The 21,260-nt window shown below is 47.2% G+C and carries 23 protein-coding genes and 1 other RNA gene; 14 read left to right on the top strand and 10 right to left on the bottom strand.

What is annotated here, in order from left to right:
• Window positions 1-5 precede the first annotated feature (5 nt).
• Entirely contained in the window at window positions 6-137 is a 132-nt protein-coding gene (locus ACOGW3_RS15865) for a hypothetical protein (RefSeq protein ID WP_419903874.1), read from the bottom strand.
• Here ACOGW3_RS15865 and ACOGW3_RS15860 point away from each other — a divergent pair.
• A complete protein-coding gene (locus tag ACOGW3_RS15860; RefSeq protein WP_419901077.1) occupies window positions 124-1,356 on the top strand; it encodes an ISL3 family transposase in 1,233 nt (410 codons plus the stop codon). The two genes, ACOGW3_RS15865 and ACOGW3_RS15860, sit on opposite strands and share 14 nt — an antisense overlap.
• Window positions 1,357-1,496: 140 nt before the next feature.
• The gene (locus ACOGW3_RS15855) at window positions 1,497-1,799 is read left to right on the top strand and encodes a hypothetical protein (protein WP_419903873.1); all 303 of its coding nucleotides are present in this window, start codon (window positions 1,497-1,499) and stop codon (window positions 1,797-1,799) included.
• A gap of 34 nt (window positions 1,800-1,833) precedes the next feature.
• On the opposite strand, the gene ACOGW3_RS15850 is transcribed toward ACOGW3_RS15855, so the two are convergent.
• From ACOGW3_RS15850 to ACOGW3_RS15830, 5 genes are all read right to left on the bottom strand, one after another.
• Window positions 1,834-2,655, bottom strand: coding sequence for a TIGR00282 family metallophosphoesterase (locus ACOGW3_RS15850; RefSeq protein ID WP_419903872.1), 822 nt, complete (start codon window positions 2,653-2,655; stop codon window positions 1,834-1,836).
• A gap of 130 nt (window positions 2,656-2,785) precedes the next feature.
• A complete protein-coding gene (locus ACOGW3_RS15845) occupies window positions 2,786-3,385 on the bottom strand; it encodes a 5-formyltetrahydrofolate cyclo-ligase (RefSeq protein ID WP_419903871.1) in 600 nt (199 codons plus the stop codon).
• Window positions 3,386-3,450: 65 nt separating this feature from the next.
• Window positions 3,451-3,605: non-coding RNA, 6S RNA (gene ssrS, locus ACOGW3_RS15840), on the bottom strand.
• A 9-nt stretch (window positions 3,606-3,614) separates the two neighbouring features.
• A complete protein-coding gene (locus tag ACOGW3_RS15835; RefSeq protein ID WP_419903870.1) occupies window positions 3,615-3,956 on the bottom strand; it encodes a cell division protein ZapA in 342 nt (113 codons plus the stop codon).
• A gap of 1 nt (window position 3,957) precedes the next feature.
• Complete coding sequence (locus ACOGW3_RS15830; RefSeq protein ID WP_419903869.1) at window positions 3,958-4,182, bottom strand: hypothetical protein; 225 nt, start codon at window positions 4,180-4,182, stop codon at window positions 3,958-3,960.
• A 259-nt stretch (window positions 4,183-4,441) separates the two neighbouring features.
• On the opposite strand from ACOGW3_RS15830, the gene tkt reads away from it, so the two are divergent.
• The 3 genes from tkt to gap all read left to right on the top strand — a co-directional run bounded on the left by tkt (window position 4,442) and on the right by gap (window position 8,595).
• Window positions 4,442-6,457 (top strand): transketolase, encoded by a 2,016-nt coding sequence (tkt, locus tag ACOGW3_RS15825; RefSeq protein WP_419903868.1) that lies wholly within the window; start codon window positions 4,442-4,444, stop codon window positions 6,455-6,457.
• Window positions 6,458-6,485: 28 nt separating this feature from the next.
• Complete coding sequence (locus tag ACOGW3_RS15820) at window positions 6,486-7,481, top strand: class I fructose-bisphosphate aldolase (RefSeq protein WP_419903867.1); 996 nt, start codon at window positions 6,486-6,488, stop codon at window positions 7,479-7,481.
• A 103-nt stretch (window positions 7,482-7,584) separates the two neighbouring features.
• Window positions 7,585-8,595, top strand: coding sequence for a type I glyceraldehyde-3-phosphate dehydrogenase (gene gap / locus ACOGW3_RS15815; protein ID WP_419903866.1), 1,011 nt, complete (start codon window positions 7,585-7,587; stop codon window positions 8,593-8,595).
• Between the two features lie 109 nt (window positions 8,596-8,704).
• Here the strand turns inward: gap and ACOGW3_RS15810 are convergent, their stop codons facing one another.
• On the bottom strand, window positions 8,705-9,325 hold the full coding sequence (locus ACOGW3_RS15810) for a dimethylsulfonioproprionate lyase family protein (RefSeq protein ID WP_419903865.1): 621 nt from the start codon (window positions 9,323-9,325) through the stop codon (window positions 8,705-8,707).
• A gap of 257 nt (window positions 9,326-9,582) precedes the next feature.
• On the opposite strand from ACOGW3_RS15810, the gene ACOGW3_RS15805 reads away from it, so the two are divergent.
• From ACOGW3_RS15805 to ACOGW3_RS15780, 6 genes are all read left to right on the top strand, one after another.
• Window positions 9,583-10,236 (top strand): thiamine phosphate synthase, encoded by a 654-nt coding sequence (locus tag ACOGW3_RS15805; protein WP_419903864.1) that lies wholly within the window; start codon window positions 9,583-9,585, stop codon window positions 10,234-10,236.
• An 89-nt stretch (window positions 10,237-10,325) separates the two neighbouring features.
• Window positions 10,326-10,892 carry an elongation factor P gene (gene efp / locus ACOGW3_RS15800; RefSeq protein WP_419903863.1) on the top strand — a complete coding sequence of 189 codons (567 nt, stop codon included), beginning with the start codon at window positions 10,326-10,328 and terminating at the stop codon, window positions 10,890-10,892.
• Between the two features lie 58 nt (window positions 10,893-10,950).
• A complete protein-coding gene (locus ACOGW3_RS15795; protein ID WP_419903862.1) occupies window positions 10,951-11,751 on the top strand; it encodes an inositol monophosphatase family protein in 801 nt (266 codons plus the stop codon).
• A 199-nt stretch (window positions 11,752-11,950) separates the two neighbouring features.
• A complete protein-coding gene (locus ACOGW3_RS15790) occupies window positions 11,951-13,378 on the top strand; it encodes an OmpA family protein (protein ID WP_419903861.1) in 1,428 nt (475 codons plus the stop codon).
• Between the two features lie 106 nt (window positions 13,379-13,484).
• Window positions 13,485-14,648, top strand: a complete 1,164-nt coding sequence (locus ACOGW3_RS15785; RefSeq protein WP_419903860.1) for a flagellar motor protein MotA — start codon at window positions 13,485-13,487, stop codon at window positions 14,646-14,648.
• Window positions 14,649-14,654: 6 nt separating this feature from the next.
• Window positions 14,655-16,019, top strand: coding sequence for a peptidoglycan -binding protein (locus ACOGW3_RS15780; RefSeq protein WP_419903859.1), 1,365 nt, complete (start codon window positions 14,655-14,657; stop codon window positions 16,017-16,019).
• An 18-nt stretch (window positions 16,020-16,037) separates the two neighbouring features.
• On the opposite strand, the gene ACOGW3_RS15775 is transcribed toward ACOGW3_RS15780, so the two are convergent.
• Window positions 16,038-17,870 carry an ABC transporter transmembrane domain-containing protein gene (locus ACOGW3_RS15775; protein ID WP_419903858.1) on the bottom strand — a complete coding sequence of 611 codons (1,833 nt, stop codon included), beginning with the start codon at window positions 17,868-17,870 and terminating at the stop codon, window positions 16,038-16,040.
• Between the two features lie 232 nt (window positions 17,871-18,102).
• Here ACOGW3_RS15775 and rpmE point away from each other — a divergent pair, with 232 nt between their 5' ends.
• Complete coding sequence (rpmE, locus tag ACOGW3_RS15770) at window positions 18,103-18,327, top strand: 50S ribosomal protein L31 (RefSeq protein WP_419903857.1); 225 nt, start codon at window positions 18,103-18,105, stop codon at window positions 18,325-18,327.
• Between the two features lie 33 nt (window positions 18,328-18,360).
• Here rpmE and ACOGW3_RS15765 read toward each other — a convergent pair whose 3' ends face one another.
• On the bottom strand, window positions 18,361-18,759 hold the full coding sequence (locus tag ACOGW3_RS15765) for a DUF1465 family protein (protein WP_419903856.1): 399 nt from the start codon (window positions 18,757-18,759) through the stop codon (window positions 18,361-18,363).
• A 276-nt stretch (window positions 18,760-19,035) separates the two neighbouring features.
• Between ACOGW3_RS15765 and ACOGW3_RS15760 the strand changes: the two genes are divergently transcribed.
• Window positions 19,036-19,497 carry an Hsp20 family protein gene (locus tag ACOGW3_RS15760; protein WP_419903855.1) on the top strand — a complete coding sequence of 154 codons (462 nt, stop codon included), beginning with the start codon at window positions 19,036-19,038 and terminating at the stop codon, window positions 19,495-19,497.
• A 363-nt stretch (window positions 19,498-19,860) separates the two neighbouring features.
• Here ACOGW3_RS15760 and ACOGW3_RS15755 read toward each other — a convergent pair whose 3' ends face one another.
• Window positions 19,861-19,998, bottom strand: a complete 138-nt coding sequence (locus ACOGW3_RS15755) for a hypothetical protein (protein ID WP_419903854.1) — start codon at window positions 19,996-19,998, stop codon at window positions 19,861-19,863.
• Between ACOGW3_RS15755 and ACOGW3_RS15750 the strand changes: the two genes are divergently transcribed.
• On the top strand, window positions 19,985-21,217 hold the full coding sequence (locus ACOGW3_RS15750) for an ISL3 family transposase (RefSeq protein WP_419901077.1): 1,233 nt from the start codon (window positions 19,985-19,987) through the stop codon (window positions 21,215-21,217). The genes ACOGW3_RS15755 and ACOGW3_RS15750 overlap by 14 nt on opposite strands.
• The last annotated feature ends 43 nt before the right edge of the window (window positions 21,218-21,260 follow it).

Below are 21,260 nucleotides of genomic sequence, written 5' to 3'. Positions count from 1 at the left end.
TTTTCTCAACACGTAACAACCAAAGTATGGCTCTTCTCCGCTTTGTTGAGTAGAAAAAGATGCCGACCGCCAAGTAACCTGTTGATATGTATGGTTTCTGATAACTTTACATAGAGCAGGTATATGACAATCAACATCTCGCAGCATATTTTAGGCCTCAAAGGGCAACGTGTAAATGAAATTAAACTGGATGACGGCGGTGTTAAGATTGTCATTCACTGCAGCCGAGACGCGCGTAGGAGGGCTATAGACCCTGCTACAGGCCAGAAGGGAAGCATCAACCAGCATGTCCGCCGACAAGTAAACGACATCCCCCTTTTTGGGTATCCTTGTGTGGTCGAGATTGAGCTGGCGCAGGTTTATATTAACAAGGGCGAACGCCGCATTGAGGGGTGTGATTTTGTTGATAAAGGGTGCCGTTTCACTCACCGATTTTGCCGACTGATCAGTGGATTATGTCGGCATATGTCTATTCAAGCGGTTTCCAGACATTTGGATATACGATGGGAAACGGTCAAGAATATCGACAGGGCATACCTTATTGAAACTCTCCCTACGCTTGATCCTGCAGAGCTAACTGGCTTGGAATATATTGGTGTAGATGAAGTTGCCCGGGCGAAAGGTCATGACTACATGACGGTGGTCTACGATATGGTTGGCGGTCATCTGATCTGGGTTGAAGCAGGCCGAACTGCCGAGGTTTTTTCAAGGTTTTTGAAACAACTGCAACCAGATACAGCCTGCAAAATAAAGGCCGTAGCGATGGATATGGGGCCTGCCTACCAAAAGGCTGTCAGAGAGTCCTTGCCGTTGGCCGACATAGTATTTGACCGTTTCCACGTCATGAAAAACTACAGCAAAGCTATCCATAATCAGCGTCGACTTGAGTTCAGAAAGGCCGATCCAAGTGGTAAAGAGTTGATGAAAGGGACGCATTATCTGTTGCTCAAAAATGCGGATAAGTTGAGTGAAAAACAAAGTGACAAGCTGCAAAGGTTGCTGGAGAGCAATAGCAACCTGAATGCACTTTACGTCTTGAAAGAACAGCTTCAGCTGCTGTGGAGTGCCGCTTCATTTGAGGCGATGGCGGAGCAACTGGAACGTTGGTGCCTGATAGCAGATCAGTCACAGATGCTCTATCTAAAAAAGTTCGCGAAATCCCTACGGAAACATTGTGTGGGCATCTGCAACTACGCCAAACACAAGCTCACAAGCGCCAGGATAGAGGCTGGTAATGTCAGTATAGGAATGATCCGTAAGCGAGCCAGAGGCATCAAGGATACCGAATACTTCAAACTCAAAATTAGACAATCATCCATTCCAGATAATCAATCTATGCTCTATTTGAAATCCTAAATCTACTCAACAAAGCGGAGAAGAGCCCAAAGTATTAACTAAAGTTTAAGCTAAAATCTCTAAAGTTATGCCAGAATACCCAGAGTACGATTACCCGAAGTATAATTACAGGGACTGCCTCATCTAGATTGGTAAACAGCATGGCAAGAAAATTTCATATCATCGATTTTCCACAAGATGATCAGATCGATGCAAAAGAATTCTCAAAAATTGCAAAAAATGCAGCAGAATTAACTGAAGACTATTCACTTCACTCAAATCTTGATGCTCTGAACACCTTAATGGTGATGGCGGAGCACACACCTGGAGCGACGGAAAAGCCTGCCGTACTTGCAGAACAAGCGAATGCCATAGCCAAAGATACGTTGGACCAAGCCAATCTAATGATTGAGGAAGTTAAACGCTTTAAGGCAATGTCAGCAGCAATAGCCAAGCACAGCTAATTTTACCCGTTTAAAGCCTACGCTTACATAGACGCTACCCTAGCTGAGGTACTGTTTGCGAGAGCCGTCCACCGATTCGAACAGGCTCTATGCGTGTGGCCAACCCCGTCTTATCATCGGTTTCGACATAAATTGCGGAAAGCGTCGCCTCTCCCATTGCTGGGCTCATACGTTCTGTTGGCATCTTTCTGGTAAAACGGGCAATCGGCACTTCTTTTTTCATACCGATGACAGAATCATAATCACCGGTCATCCCGACATCACTCTGGTAGGCGGTGCCTCCTGGCAAGATCGTATGGTCTGCGGTCGGCACATGGGTGTGGGTGCCAACAACAAGACTTACTCTGCTATCCAAAAAGTGTCCCATCGCCATTTTCTCACTGGTCGCTTCGCCGTGGAAGTCAACAATTACAGCAGAGAGACCCTGCTGCCCCATCCGATAGCGATCAAGTATTTTGGAAATTGCGGCAAAGGGATCATCAAGCGGATCCATAAAAATACGGCCCATTGCATTCACGACCATAACCTTACGACCACCGGGCGCTTCATAAAGCGCAGCACCACGCCCCGGTGTACCTTCAGGAAAGTTCAAGGGCCGAAGCAGGCGTGTTTCACTATTGATATAGGTAATGCACTCACGCTGATCCCAGCTGTGATTACCGCCGGAGACGACATCAGCACCACATTCAAAGAACTGTTTACAGATTTTCTCTGTGACGCCAAATCCAGATGCAGCATTTTCGCCGTTAACAACGACAAAATCCAACTTCAGATCTCGGCGCAAACCAGGAAGATGCGCAGCAATTGCATCACGTCCTGAACGGCCAACCACATCACCACAGAATAACAATCTCATTTTTGTTCCTTCAGGGCAGGCAAAGTTGCCGTAACACAACTCTGCTCACCGTATTAATTTTAATTATTTCTGAAGGTATAAGGTTTCTATACGCCGGGTCCAAGGATTATCCTTAGAAATATTACCCTTGCTAAACCTTGACCGTTAAATCGATGGCTTCCTGTTCGGTCACGATCCAGTTCAAAGGTTCGTCATAAGGCCCTCGAATTACCGCTTCCATTTCTTGAGCGGCATAAGCAATACCAATGGCCGTTACTGCCTTATGAGCCCTGAGTTTATCGAGTGTACGATCATAAAAACCGCCACCATAACCGAGCCGATAGCCCGCACGGTCAAAAGCCAAAAGCGGTACAAATAGCACATCTGGCTCAAGCTCTTCTTTATCATTGCGCGGCTCACAGGTACCAAAACCTGCGTCATCCAACTCATCTCCCGGTGCCCAGGATCTAAAAATCAAAGGCTTCCCTGCGCCAAGCATAACCGGGAGTACAGGTTTGAAGCCTTTTTCATACAGCGCGTTCAATAAAGGCATTGGATCGAGTTCATCGCCGAGCGGCCAGTAAGCAGAAACCACCGCACCTTTGGGCAGATCAATCGTACTGAACAATTTCTGACACAGCTGCTCAGCAGCGTCAGGTAAAAGGCGGTAAGCCTCTGCCCGTTGTTTTTTCGCTTCCTTGCGGAGTGATTTTTTGAGCTGATCGATATCTTGGGTATCTAAGACGGTCATAGTTTCCCTCATAGGCTTTAAAACAAGCCATAAGTTATTGCGTTTCAATAACCCGAAAGAGATCAAGTGGTGCCACAGTAACCGTTAGTTCCAAGTCCTCTTGTGGCCTGCAGTGCAGGTGGGCGCCATATACCAAGACCACGATCTCAGCAGGGACAGCTCCCAAAGAAGAATTTAGGCCCCAGGGAAATTACGAACCCCACGCGTTCCGTAGCACCAGTTTGATCTTTTAATGACTTTCCAGACGGGCGGCAATAGATTCCAGTCGATCTGCACAACTTTCCAGCGTTGTAGCGACTTTCTCTGCCTCAACCTCGTCATCAGCAGGAGATTTATTGTCTTTACCTGACTTCCCATCATCAATTTGGATGTAAGCCTCATGGAGCTCATCGGCAAGGAGAAGGCCTGCCATCAACAATAAATGAGCCTCACTGACTTGCCCCATACTACCCTTAAGGTCATCAATTTTTTGATTGATGTATTTGGACAACCCCAAAAGATGATCTTCTTGTCCATCCTGGCAACTAACCGAATAGCGACGACCGTTCACATTAAGTGCTACTTGAGCCATTCTATTTCTCCAGTGAAGTCGAAAGTTGGCCGATCACAGAATCGAGGCGTATACCCACATCCTGTTTTAACCTCTCGAGCTTGGAGTTTTCTTGCATGCTCAAATCCAGATCCTGTTTCAACTTTGAAATTGTCTCACTGGAGTCGCTCAATCGAGTATCGACACTTTTTTCTAGTGCCTCTACCGCAGCAGCAAGGCGATCTACAGCTTTAAGAATTCTTGTCATAATAAAAATAAGCCATTCGCTGGTAATTTTTTCGCCAGATCAATAACTAACAGAATATGGTAACCTTGTCAGCAAGGTCAACTAACTGTCACAGAAGTCATTTCCTTCCTCTTTATATATCGATTAAATATGGATTATAACAGCTATTACCGACAACCTTGTTGACCTCTGGCAAGCAAAGGGGCATTTTGCCGCCGTTAATGGCCCTCTGCCCTATTACATGGGCAGGATAATCTGAACCCAACTGGGGACCTTGAATATGACTGCACAGCGCCTTCCCGTATCTGCTGCGGACGCCGCGCCAGGTAGCAACCACACGGACATGGCTAACGCCATTCGTGCTCTTTCCATGGATGCCGTTCAACGCGCAAACTCTGGACATCCAGGAATGCCGATGGGCATGGCCGATGTTGCTACTGTTCTCTTTAGCCGTTTCATGAAATTTGATCCATTACGCCCAGATTGGGCTGACCGCGACCGCTTTATCTTGTCCGCAGGTCATGGATCTATGCTGATGTATTCCCTGCTTCATCTTACCGGTTACCCGGACATGACAATGGAGCAGCTGAAAAACTTCCGCCAGCTGGACAGTATGACAGCTGGTCACCCAGAATTTGGACACGCTCCAGGCATTGAAACCACCACAGGCCCTCTTGGGCAGGGTATTACGAATGCTGTCGGCATGGCCTTGGCAGAGCGTATGCTCAATGCCCGCTACGATGATGACATCGTTGATCACTACACATACGCGATTGCAGGTGATGGTTGCCTGATGGAAGGCATCAGTCACGAGGCGATTTCTCTTGCTGGTCACCTAAAGCTGAATAAGCTTATCGTTCTTTTTGATGACAATGGCATTACAATTGATGGCTCTACGGACATGTCCGTTTCAGACAATCAGTTGATGCGTTTTGAAGCCTGTGGCTGGGATGCTGTCGCGATCGACGGACATGACCCCGAAGCGATTGCCGCAGCTATTGAGACCGCCCGCAAGAGCGACAAGCCTTCCTTGATCGCGTGCAAAACCGTCATTGGCTACGGCGCTCCAAGCAAAGCCGGTACATCCAAAACACACGGTGCACCGCTTGGCGACGATGAAATTGCCGGGACAAGAGAAAAAATTGGCTGGCCACATGCCCCGTTTGAAATCCCTGAAAACATTCTCAAGGCATGGAGATCTTCCGGCGAACGTGGTGCTGAAATTTCGGCAGCCTGGGATAAAAAACTCGCAAGCCTGCCAGCAGACCAACGTAAGCTTTTTGAAGATCAGATGGCTGGAAAACTTCCAGAAGGCTGGAAAGAGGCTTTCAAGGAATATAAAACAAAACTTTCAGCTGAATGCCCTAAGTTGGCGACCCGTCAATCTTCGCAGAATGCTCTGGATGAATTGACAGCCTTAATTCCGCATATGATTGGTGGCTCTGCAGATCTTACCGGATCAAACAACACCAAATCAGGAAGCCAAGGCCCTGTATCCGCCGAAGATTATGCTGGTAGCTACATCTATTACGGTGTTCGTGAACATGCAATGGCTGCCGCAATGAACGGACTTGTCCTTCATGGTGGCTTTATTCCTTACGGCGGAACATTCCTTGTATTCACCGATTATTGCCGTCCGTCTATTCGTCTATCTGCACTGATGAAACAGCGTGTCATTTATGTCATGACGCACGATTCCATTGGCCTTGGCGAAGATGGTCCAACGCACCAGCCGGTTGAACACATTGCCTCTCTGCGCGCCATACCGAACCTCAACGTGTTCCGTCCAGCAGATGCAATTGAAACTGCCGAATGCTGGGAACTCGCACTTGAGAGCGAAGATGCCCCATCTGTTATTGCTTTGACCCGTCAGGGACTACCTGCACAGCGTAAAGACATCTCAGATAACTATTCTGGGTATGGCGCCTATATCCTCAACCCTTCTGTTTTGGATCGCCAAGTAACCCTTCTTGCCTCTGGTTCAGAAGTTGAGATTGCTCTCGAAGGTCAGAAACGTCTCGAAGCCATGGGTATTGGAACTGCAGTAGTATCGATGCCGTGCTGGGAAATTTTCAAGCAGCAACCACAACACTACCGTGACGAAGTTCTGTCACCTGGTACATTGACGGTTGCCGTTGAAGCCGCGTTACCGTTTGGCTGGCACGAGTGGATTGGTCAGTATGGTGCTTTTGTTGGTATGAACGATTTTGGTGCATCCGCCCCAATCGATCAGCTCTACAAAAAATTCAAGATCACTCCTGAAGCTATTGTCGACGCCGTCAAAGCTCGCCTGTAATCTAGACAAGGTTTTGTTAGGAAAAATTATGACTGACACACTTGCAGATATCGCTCAGGCTCTCGTCTCCACCGGCAAGGGTATCCTTGCCGCAGACGAAAGCACGGGCACGATCAAGAAGCGCTTTGATTCAATCTCGGCGGAATCAACCGAAGATTCCCGACGTGATTATCGGGAGTTACTCTTCCGGGCAGAAGGTGGAAACGATTTCATCAGTGGTGTAATCCTGTATGATGAAACGCTTCGTCAAAATGCTGCTGACGGAACGCCTTTGAGTAAAGTTTTGCAGGATCAAGGCATCATTCCAGGTATCAAAGTCGATCTTGGAGCCAAACCTCTTGCAGGACACCCAGAAGAAACCATCACAGAAGGCCTTGATGGACTACGTGAACGGTTGAACGAGTATGCAAAACTTGGTGCAAAATTTACCAAGTGGCGCGGTGTTTACCACATCACAGACCAGTCCCCAAGCCTTGCAGCTATTAATGCCAATGCTCACGCACTCGCGCGTTATGCTGCTCTGGCTCAAGAAGCTGGACTCGTGCCGATTGTTGAACCTGAAATCCTTATGGATGGCGATCACGACATCAATGTATGCCAAGCGGTAAGCGAAGAAGTTCTTCGTTCCGTGTTTGCAGAACTGGCCAATCAGGAAGTCGAGCTAGAAGGCATCTTGCTAAAACCAAATATGGTAATTGCTGGTCAGGCATGTCCTGATCAGGATTCCGTGGAAGAAGTTGCGGATCGCACAGTTGCAACCCTCTTGCGCTGCGTACCTGCTGCTGTTCCTGGCATTGTCTTCCTTTCCGGCGGACAAACCGACGAACAGTCCACAGAACACCTGAATGCAATGAACAAAAACTACAGTAACCTGCCTTGGAAACTAAGTTTCTCCTATGGCCGGGCATTGCAAGCGGCTCCCCTCAAAGCATGGGCCGGTAGTAAAGATAACGGCTCTGCAATGCAGAGTGCGTTTTTGAAAAGAGCAGAAGATAACAGTAAGGCTTCGACAGGTACTTACTGATAAATCTTCAAATAAATAAACGCCCCATCCGAAAGGTTGGGGCGTTATACTAAGGGGCATAAGCCCTGATAACGATAACTAAATAATAAATAGGTTCCAAATTATGACAGTTAAAGTTGGAATCAATGGTTTTGGTCGCATTGGTCGTCTTACACTCCGCGGAGCTATTGAGACCAATCGCGATGATATCGAAATCGTTGCCATCAATGCATCGGGTGATCCCTCTATTCACGCCCATATGCTTAAATTCGATTCCGTTCACGGCACCCTCAATGCTGAGGTTGAAGCCGATGATGAGAACATCATCATCAACGGAAAAAAAATTAAAATGCTTCACGACCGCGATCCGGCCAAACTACCTTGGGGTGAGTACGGCGTCGATGTTGTCCTTGAATGCACGGGTGCTTTCAACAATGTAGAGGGATCTTCTCTACATATGGTTGGTGGCGCCAAGAAAGTATTGATCTCTGCTCCTGCGAAACAGGGTTGTGATCTGACAGTTGTTTATGGCGTAAACCACAAACAACTGACCAGTGAGCACAATATCGTTTCCAATGCATCCTGTACGACAAACTGCCTAGCTCCGGTTGTCGATGTATTGCAAAATACCATCGGCATCAAAAACGGTTTTATGACCACCACTCACGCCTATACTGGGGATCAAACAACCGTAGATTCAAAGCACAAAGATCTACGTCGTGCCCGTGCCGCAGCCGTTTCCATGATCCCGACATCCACAGGTGCAGCCCGCGCCATTGGTGAGGTTCTTCCTGTTCTGGAAGGTAAGCTCGAAGGTAACGCCATCCGCGTACCAACAGCAAATGTCAGCTGTATCGACCTGACTTTCACAGCTGAACGTGACACGACTGTTGAAGAAATCAACAACGCGATGATCGAAGCCTCAAAAGGCTATTTGAAGGGTGTCCTCGGTATTAATGCATTGCCATTGGTATCTTGTGACTTCAATCACAACCCCTCTTCCTCCGTCTTTGATACAACACAAACCCAGATCATTGGCGGAAACTTCGTCCGTGTTCTGGCTTGGTATGACAACGAGTGGGGCTTTAGCCTTCGCATGCTGGACACAGCCGTTGCAATGGGCAAGCAGCTTTAAGCAATTTGCGCTGAACGTTAGAAAACGGGGTTCTCAGGAGCCCCGTTTTTTTTGTACTTACATTAAAAAGTGTGAGGAAAACGAACCACCAACAAGCTAAATAAATCACCTAAGGCTCATGCGTATTCCGGAGACACCAAATCGCACATAAAGGCTGCATTTTGGATCTGAATGCGTGGATGATATTCGAAGGATTGTAAACAGTCCCTCCGAAACCTGGCTCATGCCATGGCCCTTCATTTTGTCGCCACTCCCCCTCAGATAAGACCCTGTATATCTCTTCGGGATAATGCTGGTGATTAGGATATAGCGTTTGGGGACCCATTATAGTTATGCCAACCAGCACATCTTTACGTCGCTCCAGCCCGTTTGGCCCGATCAATACTGCATTTGCAATGTTGTCATGTGCATCATTAATTGATGAGCCCAATACGGTAGGATGATACCACTGTAATTTTGGCTCAAGTGCCTCAAGCACATCTGCCATGGGACTTATCAACGGGCCCCCCAATCTTATTCTATCAAGTGCAGTCTCAAAATAGGAGCAAGCTTTAAGCCGCGTGGGTTTATTTGCACCTTCAACACAAACCTCCCTCTCTAAAGCAGAAAAGATTGTTTGCGCGACACGGGGAACATCTTCTGGTGTAGAGGTATCAGCCTTAAATGTACTCTTTAGCAGATCGATTAAGTGCTGAAGTTCAGGTAAACGTCCAAAAGTTTCTAACTTCATCTCTAACACTCCCATTATGCCCTTGTCCGGAAAATCCAAAAAGCTCCCCCTGTTCAAGCGGAGCCTAGCAAAGCATTATCATGTAAAAAAAGGCTTTGTTCGTCTGATAATAAATAAGATGGTATTTCTCGTCATTGAAAACGGACGAATTACCAACTCAATGATGGATACTTTAAGTATCCAGCTATTCGCTTTAAAGATATGAGCTATACTCTGACACCCATTGCCAGGTTGTAACTCCTTAGGTATGAAGAGCTATGAATTCTGAAATCTATCTTCTCACCCCTCCTGAAGTTCTGAGTGGTGAACTCTCAACCGACCAGTTTGTACCCTCGCTATTACAAGCGCTGGACAGCGGTGGTATTTCCTGTGTTCTCCTATGTGGAACAGCACGTTCAGAGTCTACATTGCAAGAGGTTGTCGCGGTACTTCGCCCATTGGTGCAAGATCGGGATATTGCCTTTTTGATCGAAGATGATTTCAAAAGCGCAGCCTCTCTTAATTGCGACGGTGTCCATCTCACCTCTGCAGAAACCTTTAAAGAAGCGCGCGAGTTTTTAGGCAGCGACAACATCGTCGGTGTTGATTGTGGGATTTCTCGACACGATGCGATTCTGGTCGGTGAAGCAGGTGCAGACTATGTTGCCTTCAACAACAGGAAACCACTACCGGAAATTGACGATCCCGACGTTCGCGCGTTCGAAGAGAACGGACCAAGAGGCCCGGAACTTCTAACCTGGTGGCAGACGATGATGACACCACCTTGTGTATCAATGGATGATGTCTCCATTGATGATGCCAGCCTACATGCAGAAGCAGGTGCAGACTTTATTGCGGTCCAGAGCGCAATCTGGAAGCACCCGACAGATCCTGCAAAAGCGATTGCTGAAATTAATGAGGCAATTGCCTGAAACGCGAGGAACTGATAGGTTCCCTGCGAATTACAAATACGACACACTCTAACATTATGTTATTTGACAACTGAAGACGGGCACTGATCATGAAAATTAATGGAAATGCCATCCGCCCTGGCAACATTATTGAGTACAAAGGCCGCTTGATGCGCGCTATGAAAACTCAACACACACAGCCGGGCAAAGGTGGCGCGTACCTTCAAGTGGAACTTCGGGATATCCGCGACGGTACAAAAATGAACGAACGTTTCCGCGCAAGTGAAGATGTTGATCGTGTTCGCCTAGATCAGATTGAATACCAATTCCTCTTCCGCGATGGTGACATGCTCAATTTCATGAATAATGAATCCTATGAGCAAATTGCCCTGCATGAAGACATGGTCGGCGAACCTGTTATCTTCTTACAAGACGGCATGGCGGTCACCATTGAACTTTACGAAGAAGAACCAATTTCTGTTGTCCTTCCTGATCACGTTACCTGTGAGGTTGTAGAAGCTGATGCTGTAGTCAAAGGACAGACTGCATCTTCTTCCTACAAGCCTGGTGTTCTGGACAACGGCGCTCGTATTCTCGTTCCCCCACATATCGCAGCTGGTACACGTATCGTCGTGAATACTGCCGACGGCAGCTATGTGGAACGTGCGAAAGACTAAGAATTCACACGGGGGTACTTAGCCGTACCCTCTGTCAAACTTACGGAAAGTAATTTCGATGGTATATCGGTCACCACGCATAACCGTTATGGTACGCGCAGCTGAGAAAGCTGCCCGCAGTCTCAAACGCGATTTTGGTGAAGTAGAAAATCTTCAGGTTTCTAAAAAAGGGCCTGCTGATTTCGTTTCAACCGCAGATCTCAAAGCGGAAAAAATTCTGAAAGAAGAGCTAAAAAAGGCGCGTCCTGAATTTGGTTTTTTAACAGAAGAAGCTGGTATCGAAAAAGGTGAGAGCACGGACGAGCGTTGGATTATTGATCCTCTGGATGGCACAACGAACTTCCTGCATGGACTACCTCACTTTGCTATTTCCATTGCACTTGAAGTACGTGGTGAAATCGTAGCAGCTCTTGTTTATGATCCAATCAAAGACGAGATGTACACCGCTGAAAAAGGCAAAGGCGCTTTTCTCAACGACAAACGCTTGCGTGTATCTGCGCGTGTAAGTCTTGATAGTACGATCATTGCTACAGGCACTCCCTATCTCGGACGTGGCGATCGCGGCCCATTCCTCCGGGAAATCAATGCCGTGATGGCACAAACAGCAGGCGTACGCCGCTGGGGTGCAGCAGCACTTGATTTGGCTTACATTGCTGCCGGCAGATATGACGCTTTCTGGGAACGTGATCTCTCCGCATGGGATGTTGCCGCAGGCCAATTACTTGTTAAAGAAGCTGGTGGCTCGGTGACCGAGATCGATGGCCGCCAATTTAAGCTTGAAAGTAAAAGTATTCTTTGCGCAAACATTGATTTGCACCCAAAGATGGTCAAATTATTCAAAGAAGCTGGCAAAGCCTAGGCTTCGAAGATTTAGGACGACCATTTCTACGGTAAATTCATTGTGATTTACCAGTGCTTCAAAGGGCTCGTGTTTCACGAGCCCTTTGTTCTTTTTGCCTTATCTATTGTCGTAACCTCTTATCAGCATTAAGCTACGCTCCAAGATTCACATTGGGAATCATCCTGGGGGATGTACTTTGTTTAAGCCTATGAGCTATATGCTGAAAAATATAAATGTTAACCGCACTGTAATGCTACTTACAGGTTCGGCTGGGATTGCGCTTTTGAGTGCTGCCACGACGTCGATGGCACAGAACACCACCATCATCGGGGGATCCGGTAGTTCTGGCGTCTATATCAACGAGCAGTTAATAGGCTCTGTGCCGGCCTATTCTAACGGATATTCTAATACCTATGGTTCCCAGAATATTCTTTCAGGATATCCCGGCAGTAACGGAAGCGAATATCTGAGCAGACCGGGAAACCTTCTTTACCCGCCTCAAACTTATCCCCACAGCCAGATTACCATACAGAATTTTTCAAATTTTCAGCCTCAGTCCTCAGGATATACACAACAGGGCTATAACGCCCCTGCCTACGCGCCTCAGGGATACAACACCCCAGTGCAACAACCGGGGTTAACCTCTGGGAGCAGCTTGTACAATCCATATGGACAACCTCTGGTTCCCTTATCCCAAGTATCTCAGCCTCGTGTAGCGAGCACGGGCACTGCCCCCCAATATCCGGCACAGGTGCCTGCATTCCAACCACAATCACAGCTTCTCGTCCCCCCTCCTGCAGGAAGCATTCGCCCGAAACAAGTAACAAGCCCCCCTATAGCATCAGCTCCGGCAGCACCAATCCTCGCACAAAGCCAGGCTGTCGAAACTCCATCAACAGTCGTTGAGATAACACCACCAGCGGCACCAAAAGTAGTCAAAAAAGCAGCTGAACCACTACAGATAACCCAAGTTCCTAGTCCTGTTACACCCCCGGCACCCCCTAGCCCGACAATTACGCCCACAGCTCCTGAACCAATTGCTCAGGCACCTTCAGTTGAGCCCGAGAGCGTTATCGAAGCACCGGCGCCACAGTCTATTGCTCCTCTTGAACCCGCTCCTGTAATAGAAAGCGTTACAAGTGAGCCGATTCTAACGCCGCCACCAGTCCCTGCCCCGGTTACTGCAGAAGCCAGCACAGGAATACCTAGCGCACCTGTAATAGCAACTCAGCCGCTCGTGGAGAGTACCGATGAGCTTGCTCCGCCCCCTCCACCGACACCCACGGTTGAGACAGCTTCAGCAGACCCCGCCGTATCAGCGGCTTCTGTTGGACCAATTATTCCGATTAAATTGTTCTTTGAACCAGAACATGCCGAGCTAAGTACAGATGCAAAGTTGCAACTGAATCAATTGGCAGATGCTCTTTTGGCTGATGAGACAAAAGTAATTCAACTTCATGCCTACGCCAGTGATACCGAAAGCGGTGCGCAAGCACGCCGGGTCTCTCTATCGCGTGCCTTGGCTGTGACAGGCGTTCTAATGGAGCGTGGCATTAAGAGTACAAGAATGCATGTTCGAGCGCTTGGCAATAAGTCTAAAGACGGTAACCCCGATCGCGTAGAGATTATTCCGGTTCAAAACTAACACGGTATGAACAATTAGAAGAAGGTTGTGAGTGCCTAGCCATAGTTTTGCCCAACGGCACTTGTAACCTGCGCAGAGTTTTTATTTACCAAGAGGCGCCTCACGTATGAAACGGCCAACACGATATCTCATCCGGATGGGTATTTTCCTGGGTATAGTTATGACTGCAATTGCAGCTCTGGCCCCCAGCCTTCAGGAAGCTTTTGTCGCAAACGCTGTAATGAACGGAATGATACTCGGCGTTCTCTTCTTTGGAATTATCTATATTTTCCGACAGGTCCTTTCGCTTAAACCTGAATTGGCATGGCTAGAAGAGCTAAAAAGGGAAACAGAAGGCGGTCTGGTTTTTTCTGGCACCATTGATGAAATTAGAGAGCCCCGCCTACTTGGACCAATGGCGACAATGCTTGGGGAGAAAAAAGGAAAACTAAGCCTTTCTACTCTCTCAATGAGGACCCTTCTTGATGGCATTTCAAGCCGTATAGAAGAAAGTCATGATATTTCACGCTACCTAATCGGCCTTTTGGTGTTTCTGGGGCTTTTGGGCACGTTTTGGGGACTACTTGATACCGTCAACGCTGTTGGACAAACCATATCCGGCTTAAGTACCACCGCAGATGACCCCTCTTCTATGTTTGATGAACTCAAAGCGGGCCTTGCTACGCCACTTTCAGGCATGGGCACAGCCTTTAGTTCGTCCCTATTTGGTCTCGCGGGCTCTCTGGTGCTCGGCTTTTTAGAGCTACAGGCCAGGCAAGCCCACAACCGGTTCCTTAATTACCTCGAAGAATGGCTTTCGGGTATCACAAAACTTTCCAGCGGTGGCCCTGGTGTGGATGGCGATCAGTCTGTTCCTGCCTATATTTCCGCCTTGTTGGAACAAACGGCTGAAAGTCTTGAAAAGCTTGAGCGGACAATGTCTCGGGATGAGGAAGAACGCGTAAGGTCAAATCAAAGCCTGATCACTTTGACAGAACGTATGTCGACACTGACAGACCATATGAGAGCTGAACAGAGTGTGATGTTGAGCATTGCGGAAACTCAAGCGCAGCTTAAGCCAATTCTAGGTCAACTCGCTCAGGCTCAATCAAAGCCGCCAGTGAATACAGGAATAGATGAAGCATCACGTGGCCATCTACGCAACATGGATCTGCGTCTAGAGCAATTATCCGGTGACCTCAACAATGGTCGAGAAAGCTCCGTTCAGGAAATTCGGAGTGAAATACGCCTCTTAACACGAACATTGGCAGCCCTTGCAGAAGGGGAATAGCCGCAGATGTCTTTCTCAAGCCGCAGAAACAACCGAAGAGCAATTAATATATGGCCAGGATTTGTTGATGCCCTCGCAACACTTCTCTTGGTTATCATTTTCGTTCTCATGGTCTTTATGGTGGCGCAGTTCACCCTAAGCAATGCCCTGAGCGGTAAAGACAAAGCCCTTAACAATTTGAATAGAGAGATTAGTGAGCTCGCAGATCTCCTATCCCTGGAAAAATCAGCAAATTCTCGACTTCGGACCAGCGTCACTCAATTAACCACTGAATTACAAAGTTCCATTTCCTCACGAGATAGCCTTGCCAATCAGCTTTCATCCCTATCCGAGGACAAAGAAGACCTTGAAGGAGAGCTTGTTTCTGTCAGTAAGAAACTAAAGGATCTGATAAGCGCCCAAGCATTACTTCAGGCTGACAAGAACCTTCTGCAAGAAGATAAGGACCTCTTAGAGGCGGATAAAAAAGCGCTCGAAGCTGAAAAAGAAGAACTCTTAAACAATAAAAAATCAATCGAAGAACAACTCTCTATACTTGAACTCGCCGCAGCAAAATTATCTGCAGAATCAGCGCGGGTGAATGCCGAGTTAGAAGACGCCTATAAAGTCGTTGAAGCTGACAAAGAAAAGATTGAAACCCAATTAGCTGAAATTGCTCTGCTGAAGGAACTTCGCGATAATTTGACCCAGAAGCTTGCAGGTGTAGAGAGCGATTTCGCAGGTCAGCAAGAGTTAACTGCCGAGGCCCAGACAGAGGTTGTCCTCTTAAATCAACAAATCGCAGCCCTTCGAAAACAGCTTTCCGATATATCTGCGACACTGGAAATATCTGAGGCCATTAATGCAGCTCAAGAGACTCAAATTATTGATCTCGGCAAACGCTTGAATGTAGCCCTTGCAACAAAGGTACAACAACTTGCCAAGTACAGATCTGAATTTTTTGGCCGCCTAAAAGAAGTACTGGGTAACCGGCAAGATATTAGGATTGTCGGCGATCGCTTCGTCTTCCAGTCCGAAGTTTTATTCACGAGCGGCTCTGCCACACTCGAAGATGGGGGCAGCCAACAGCTGGGACAGCTGGCAAACACCCTAAGAGAGCTCTCAGGAACTATTCCAAACGAAATTGACTGGATACTACGGGTCGACGGCCACACGGATGTGCAGCCCATTTCTACCCCTGAATTCCCGTCTAACTGGGAACTTTCTACAGCGAGATCTATATCAGTCGTTAAATTTCTGATTTCCCAGGGAATTCCAGCATCCAGATTAGCCGCAACGGGCTTTGGTCAATTCCAACCCCTGGATACCAGCCGCGATGAGATAGCCTACAGAAGAAATCGCCGTATCGAGCTCAAACTAACTCAACGCTAAGTATATTTTATTATATGGCTAGCTTGCTGCTTTAGCTTGTATCGAAGGATTCATATCGATTCCAAACTGCAGTTCTGCCAGATTGGCATAGAGCCCATCCTGTTTAATCAGTTCGTTATGGGTCCCACTGGCAACGATTTTACCCTGATCCATGACCAGGATGCGATCAGCTTTCAGGACGGTGGCAAGACGGTGTGCAATCATCAGGGTGGTGCGCCCTTCCAGTAGATTATCCAGGGCTTTCTGAACAGCTTGCTCACTTTGAGAATCCAAAGCAGACGTAGCTTCGTCTAACAGAAGGATCTCGGGGTCACGAAGAATTGCTCGAGCAATTGCCAAGCGCTGTCGTTGCCCACCGGACAATCTCACCCCTTTTTCACCAAGGAATGTATTGTAACCATCTGGCAAGTCCTTGAGGAACTCATGCGCCGACGCCGCTTTAGCAGCATCAAAAATATCTTCTTCGCTCGCATCAGGACGGCCATAGCGAATATTCTCTAACGCTGTCGTTGAGAAGATAACCGGCTCTTGCGAAACCATCCCGATGTGCTGTCGCATTTCAATCGGGTCGAGGTCTCCGATTGCCACGCCATCAATGGATATCCCGCCCTTCTGGGCATCATAATACCTGAGTAATAGCTGAAACACTGTGGTTTTCCCTGCCCCTGAAGGACCGACTATGGCGACTTTCTCACCAGATTTAATATCAGCAGAGAAATCCGTCATGGCTGATTGGTTAGGCCTGGAAGGATAATTAAAACCGACATCCTTGAAAGATACCGCGCCCTTGATTTTCTTAGGTAGAACAATAGGGTTTTCTGGAGCCGCAATATCCGTCTTCATCGATAGAAGGTCGAGCAGCCGCTCCGTTGCTCCGGCAGCACGTTGTAAGTCACCAATAACTTCACTAAAGGCACCGAGTGAGCCTGCGACGACAATTGCATAGAAAACAAACGACGAGAGTTCCCCTGCGGAAATCTTACCTTCGAGGACATCACGCCCTCCCATCCACAAAATAGCACTGATGGAACCGAAAACGAGGACGATAACCACAGCAGTCAAAAGGGCACGAAAACGGATTCGAGTCGCAGCAGTACCAAAAGCATCTTCGACTCGGCCGGAAAAGAATCCACGGTCAATATCTTCATGGCTAAATGCTTGAACGGTGCGAATCGCCCCAATTGTTTCATCCGCAAAGACTCCGACATCAGCAATACGATCCTGACTGTCCTTACTTAAACGACGGACTTTACGCCCAAAGAAGAGAATCGGGATTAAAACGAAGGGAATTACCAAGGCGACAAAGCCCGTGAGTTTCGGGGACGTAATGACGAGAAGCGTCAAACCACCGAAGAACATCAATATGTTACGCAACGCGATTGAAAAAGAAGACCCGACAACCACCTGAAGAAGAGTTGTGTCTGTTGTCAGACGGGAAAGGATTTCTCCACTACGCGTAACTTCAAAAAATGCCGGTGACATTTTAATAATATGGCTAAAAACTGCTGTCCTGATATCAGCAACAACCCGTTCACCAATCCATGAGACAAGATAATATCTTGAGTAACTGGCAAGAGCTAACAGAACAGTAACCCCAAAAAGAACAAAAACGGCCTGATCCAGCAACGCGCTATCACCGCTAGAAAAGCCCTGATCTATCAATGCCTTAAGACCGCGCCCCAAACCAAGAACTGTTCCTGCGGCAACAACCAAAGCAATCATCGCACCGATGATCTGGAGCTTATAAGGACGCACAAACTGCCAGAGTAACAGCAAGTGCTTCAGTTCTTTACTGCTCGGTCGGTCCGCGCTTTGCGTTTCAGATTTATTACGGGCGCTCGTGCGACTCATATTTTATTTCCTGCCATACAGTCCTCAAAACGAGGAGTAACCAAATTTATTATCAGATATCTAATAACGGAATTGACCTTTCCACTCCAGTGTGAGAAACCACAAATTATTAATGGCTTCAATGCGACCCTATGACCTAGCTAAGTAGTTCTTCCTCGATTCGTGGTTTTCTACTTGCCTCTAGGTACAGGTTCAGTTACAAAGCCCCCGCTTCCTATGGGGATACAGGACTATGAAAAAAGACATTCATCCAGAATACCACGCCATCAAAGTTATAATGACTGACGGTAGTGAATTCGAAACACGCTCGACTTGGGGCAAAGAAGGCGACACCATGCGTCTTGATATTGATCCTAAAAGTCATCCTGCTTGGACTGGCGAGCACCGTTTGGTTGATACCGGCGGTCAGGTTGCTAAGTTCAACAAGCGTTTTGCAGCATTCGGCATCAAGAACTAAGCCGTTTCTGTATACGAAAAATAAAGGTCCCGTTTACGGGGCCTTTTTTTTCGCTCTATCCAATTGCGAATCAAGTCGCATTACGCGCATGTATATTAGATAGCTTCGGCTCATTAGGTCAGCCATTCTAGGGTCTGCACCATCAGGAAGCTCATCAGGCACATCACAAACCACCTGTCCGGACAAACGATTTTCCGGTCTTGTGGCTTCATCCATTGTTATCTCGCCCGTCAATACTGCCCGCTGCATCATCAGCCACGCCATTACCTGCGTAAGCCTGGTTGTTAGCCGCATACTTTCACAGCAAATCTGCAAACGATCTTCGGGACGAAGCCATGGGTGGCGATTACGCGCACGGTCGGCCATATAATCCCGCGCTTCACGAGTTAAAGATAATGCCTCTTGATATGTAGAATCCAGAAATGTGACCATATCCTGCCTGACGACTCTTGCTTGCGCATTGTTTAAGATTACCTGCGCTATTTGTGCTCATATTAACATCCAGTGCCTTAACAAAATATTGGTAACGATCAGCCGTCAAATAAAAACTAAATGAGGGTTTGGCATTTTTGAAGCCGGGATCTTGAAATCCAATTTTTTACACTTAACTCGAATAGTAAGAGAAATGCCTTAGGGGTTTCTCTTAATCGCCGGCTCGACCATGAGGTGAGCCAGATATTAGGCCTGTTGCTCAATGGAGAACACGCAATGCACCATCGTGACCTTACCCCACTACTTCGCGCTACTGTTGGATTCGACCGCATGATGAACATGCTCGACACAGCAAAGCGTTTGGATAATACCGCATCCAGCTTCCCCCCATACAATATCGAAAAAACGCAGGAAAATGCCTATCGTATAACCATGGCTTTGGCTGGCTTTTCCCAAGACGAACTAGATATTACCCTCAAGGAAAACTCTCTTCTTGTTACCGGACAAAAAGATAAAGAGCCTGACGATAGTGTTACCTACCTACATCAGGGTATTGCAAACCGCTCTTTTCAAAAAAGTTTCGACCTAGATGATCACATCAAAGTAACTGGTGCGAACCTGGAAAATGGCCTTCTGGTCATAGATCTCGCGAGGGAAATTCCAGAATCTAATAAACCGAAAAACATCCCGATTACAAGGTCTACGGGGAACAAACCTGAGTTAATGGATAAGAACTAAACGTTCCTCTGTTTCAGAAACAAACCCCAGAAACACCAAAGGCCGGGCTTAAAGCCCGGCCAGTATTTTTTTTGGCATATATATAACAAACGCTACGATTATAAACGCGTAGTCTTTTTGTCCACCCTGTCAACTTGCCTTTGTTACGCAAGAGGTTATGAAGACTTGGCGCTCGCGTCAAGGTCTTGTTTTCATTTTTGACACTTTTAAGACAAACAATGCCTTTTTTGACATATTTTGAACAAAAAAAGACCGCCGGCAAAAACCGGCGGCAAGTCAACAGGGAGGCATCGTAATTAACTAAAATAGTAATAAACCAACTAAAAAACCTAAATCTGATATTACAAGACTAAAACAAACCAACTAAAAATTGGTTAAGATCAAAAATATCAGGCTCTTCTCCGCTTTGTTGAGTAGAAAAAGATGCCGACCGCCAAGTAACCTGTTGATATGTATGGTTTCTGATAACTTTACATAGAGCAGGTATATGACAATCAACATCTCGCAGCATATTTTAGGCCTCAAAGGGCAACGTGTAAATGAAATTAAACTGGATGACGGCGGTGTTAAGATTGTCATTCACTGCAGCCGAGACGCGCGTAGGAGGGCTATAGACCCTGCTACAGGCCAGAAGGGAAGCATCAACCAGCATGTCCGCCGACAAGTAAACGACATCCCCCTTTTTGGGTATCCTTGTGTGGTCGAGATTGAGCTGGCGCAGGTTTATATTAACAAGGGCGAACGCCGCATTGAGGGGTGTGATTTTGTTGATAAAGGGTGCCGTTTCACTCACCGATTTTGCCGACTGATCAGTGGATTATGTCGGCATATGTCTATTCAAGCGGTTTCCAGACATTTGGATATACGATGGGAAACGGTCAAGAATATCGACAGGGCATACCTTATTGAAACTCTCCCTACGCTTGATCCTGCAGAGCTAACTGGCTTGGAATATATTGGTGTAGATGAAGTTGCCCGGGCGAAAGGTCATGACTACATGACGGTGGTCTACGATATGGTTGGCGGTCATCTGATCTGGGTTGAAGCAGGCCGAACTGCCGAGGTTTTTTCAAGGTTTTTGAAACAACTGCAACCAGATACAGCCTGCAAAATAAAGGCCGTAGCGATGGATATGGGGCCTGCCTACCAAAAGGCTGTCAGAGAGTCCTTGCCGTTGGCCGACATAGTATTTGACCGTTTCCACGTCATGAAAAACTACAGCAAAGCTATCCATAATCAGCGTCGACTTGAGTTCAGAAAGGCCGATCCAAGTGGTAAAGAGTTGATGAAAGGGACACATTATCTGTTGCTCAAAAATGCGGATAAGTTGAGTGAAAAACAAAGTGACAAGCTGCAAAGGTTGCTGGAGAGCAATAGCAACCTGAATGCACTTTACGTCTTGAAAGAACAGCTTCAGCTGCTGTGGAGTGCCGCTTCATTTGAGGCGATGGCGGAGCAACTGGAACGTTGGTGCCTGATAGCAGATCAGTCACAGATGCTCTATCTAAAAAAGTTCGCGAAATCCCTACGGAAACATTGTGTGGGCATCTGCAACTACGCCAAACACAAGCTCACAAGCGCCAGGATAGAGGCTGGTAATGTCAGTATAGGAATGATCCGTAAGCGAGCCAGAGGCATCAAGGATACCGAATACTTCAAACTCAAAATTAGACAATCATCCATTCCAGATAATCAATCTATGCTCTATTTGAAATCCTAAATCTACTCAACAAAGCGGAGAAGTGCCAAATATCATTTCTATT

It is taken from the genome of Kiloniella sp., from assembly GCF_965205715.1.
Classification (GTDB): Bacteria; Pseudomonadota; Alphaproteobacteria; order Kiloniellales; family Kiloniellaceae; genus Kiloniella.
Note: the sequence above shows the minus strand (reverse complement) of the source record. Positions and strands in the feature narration are given on the sequence as shown.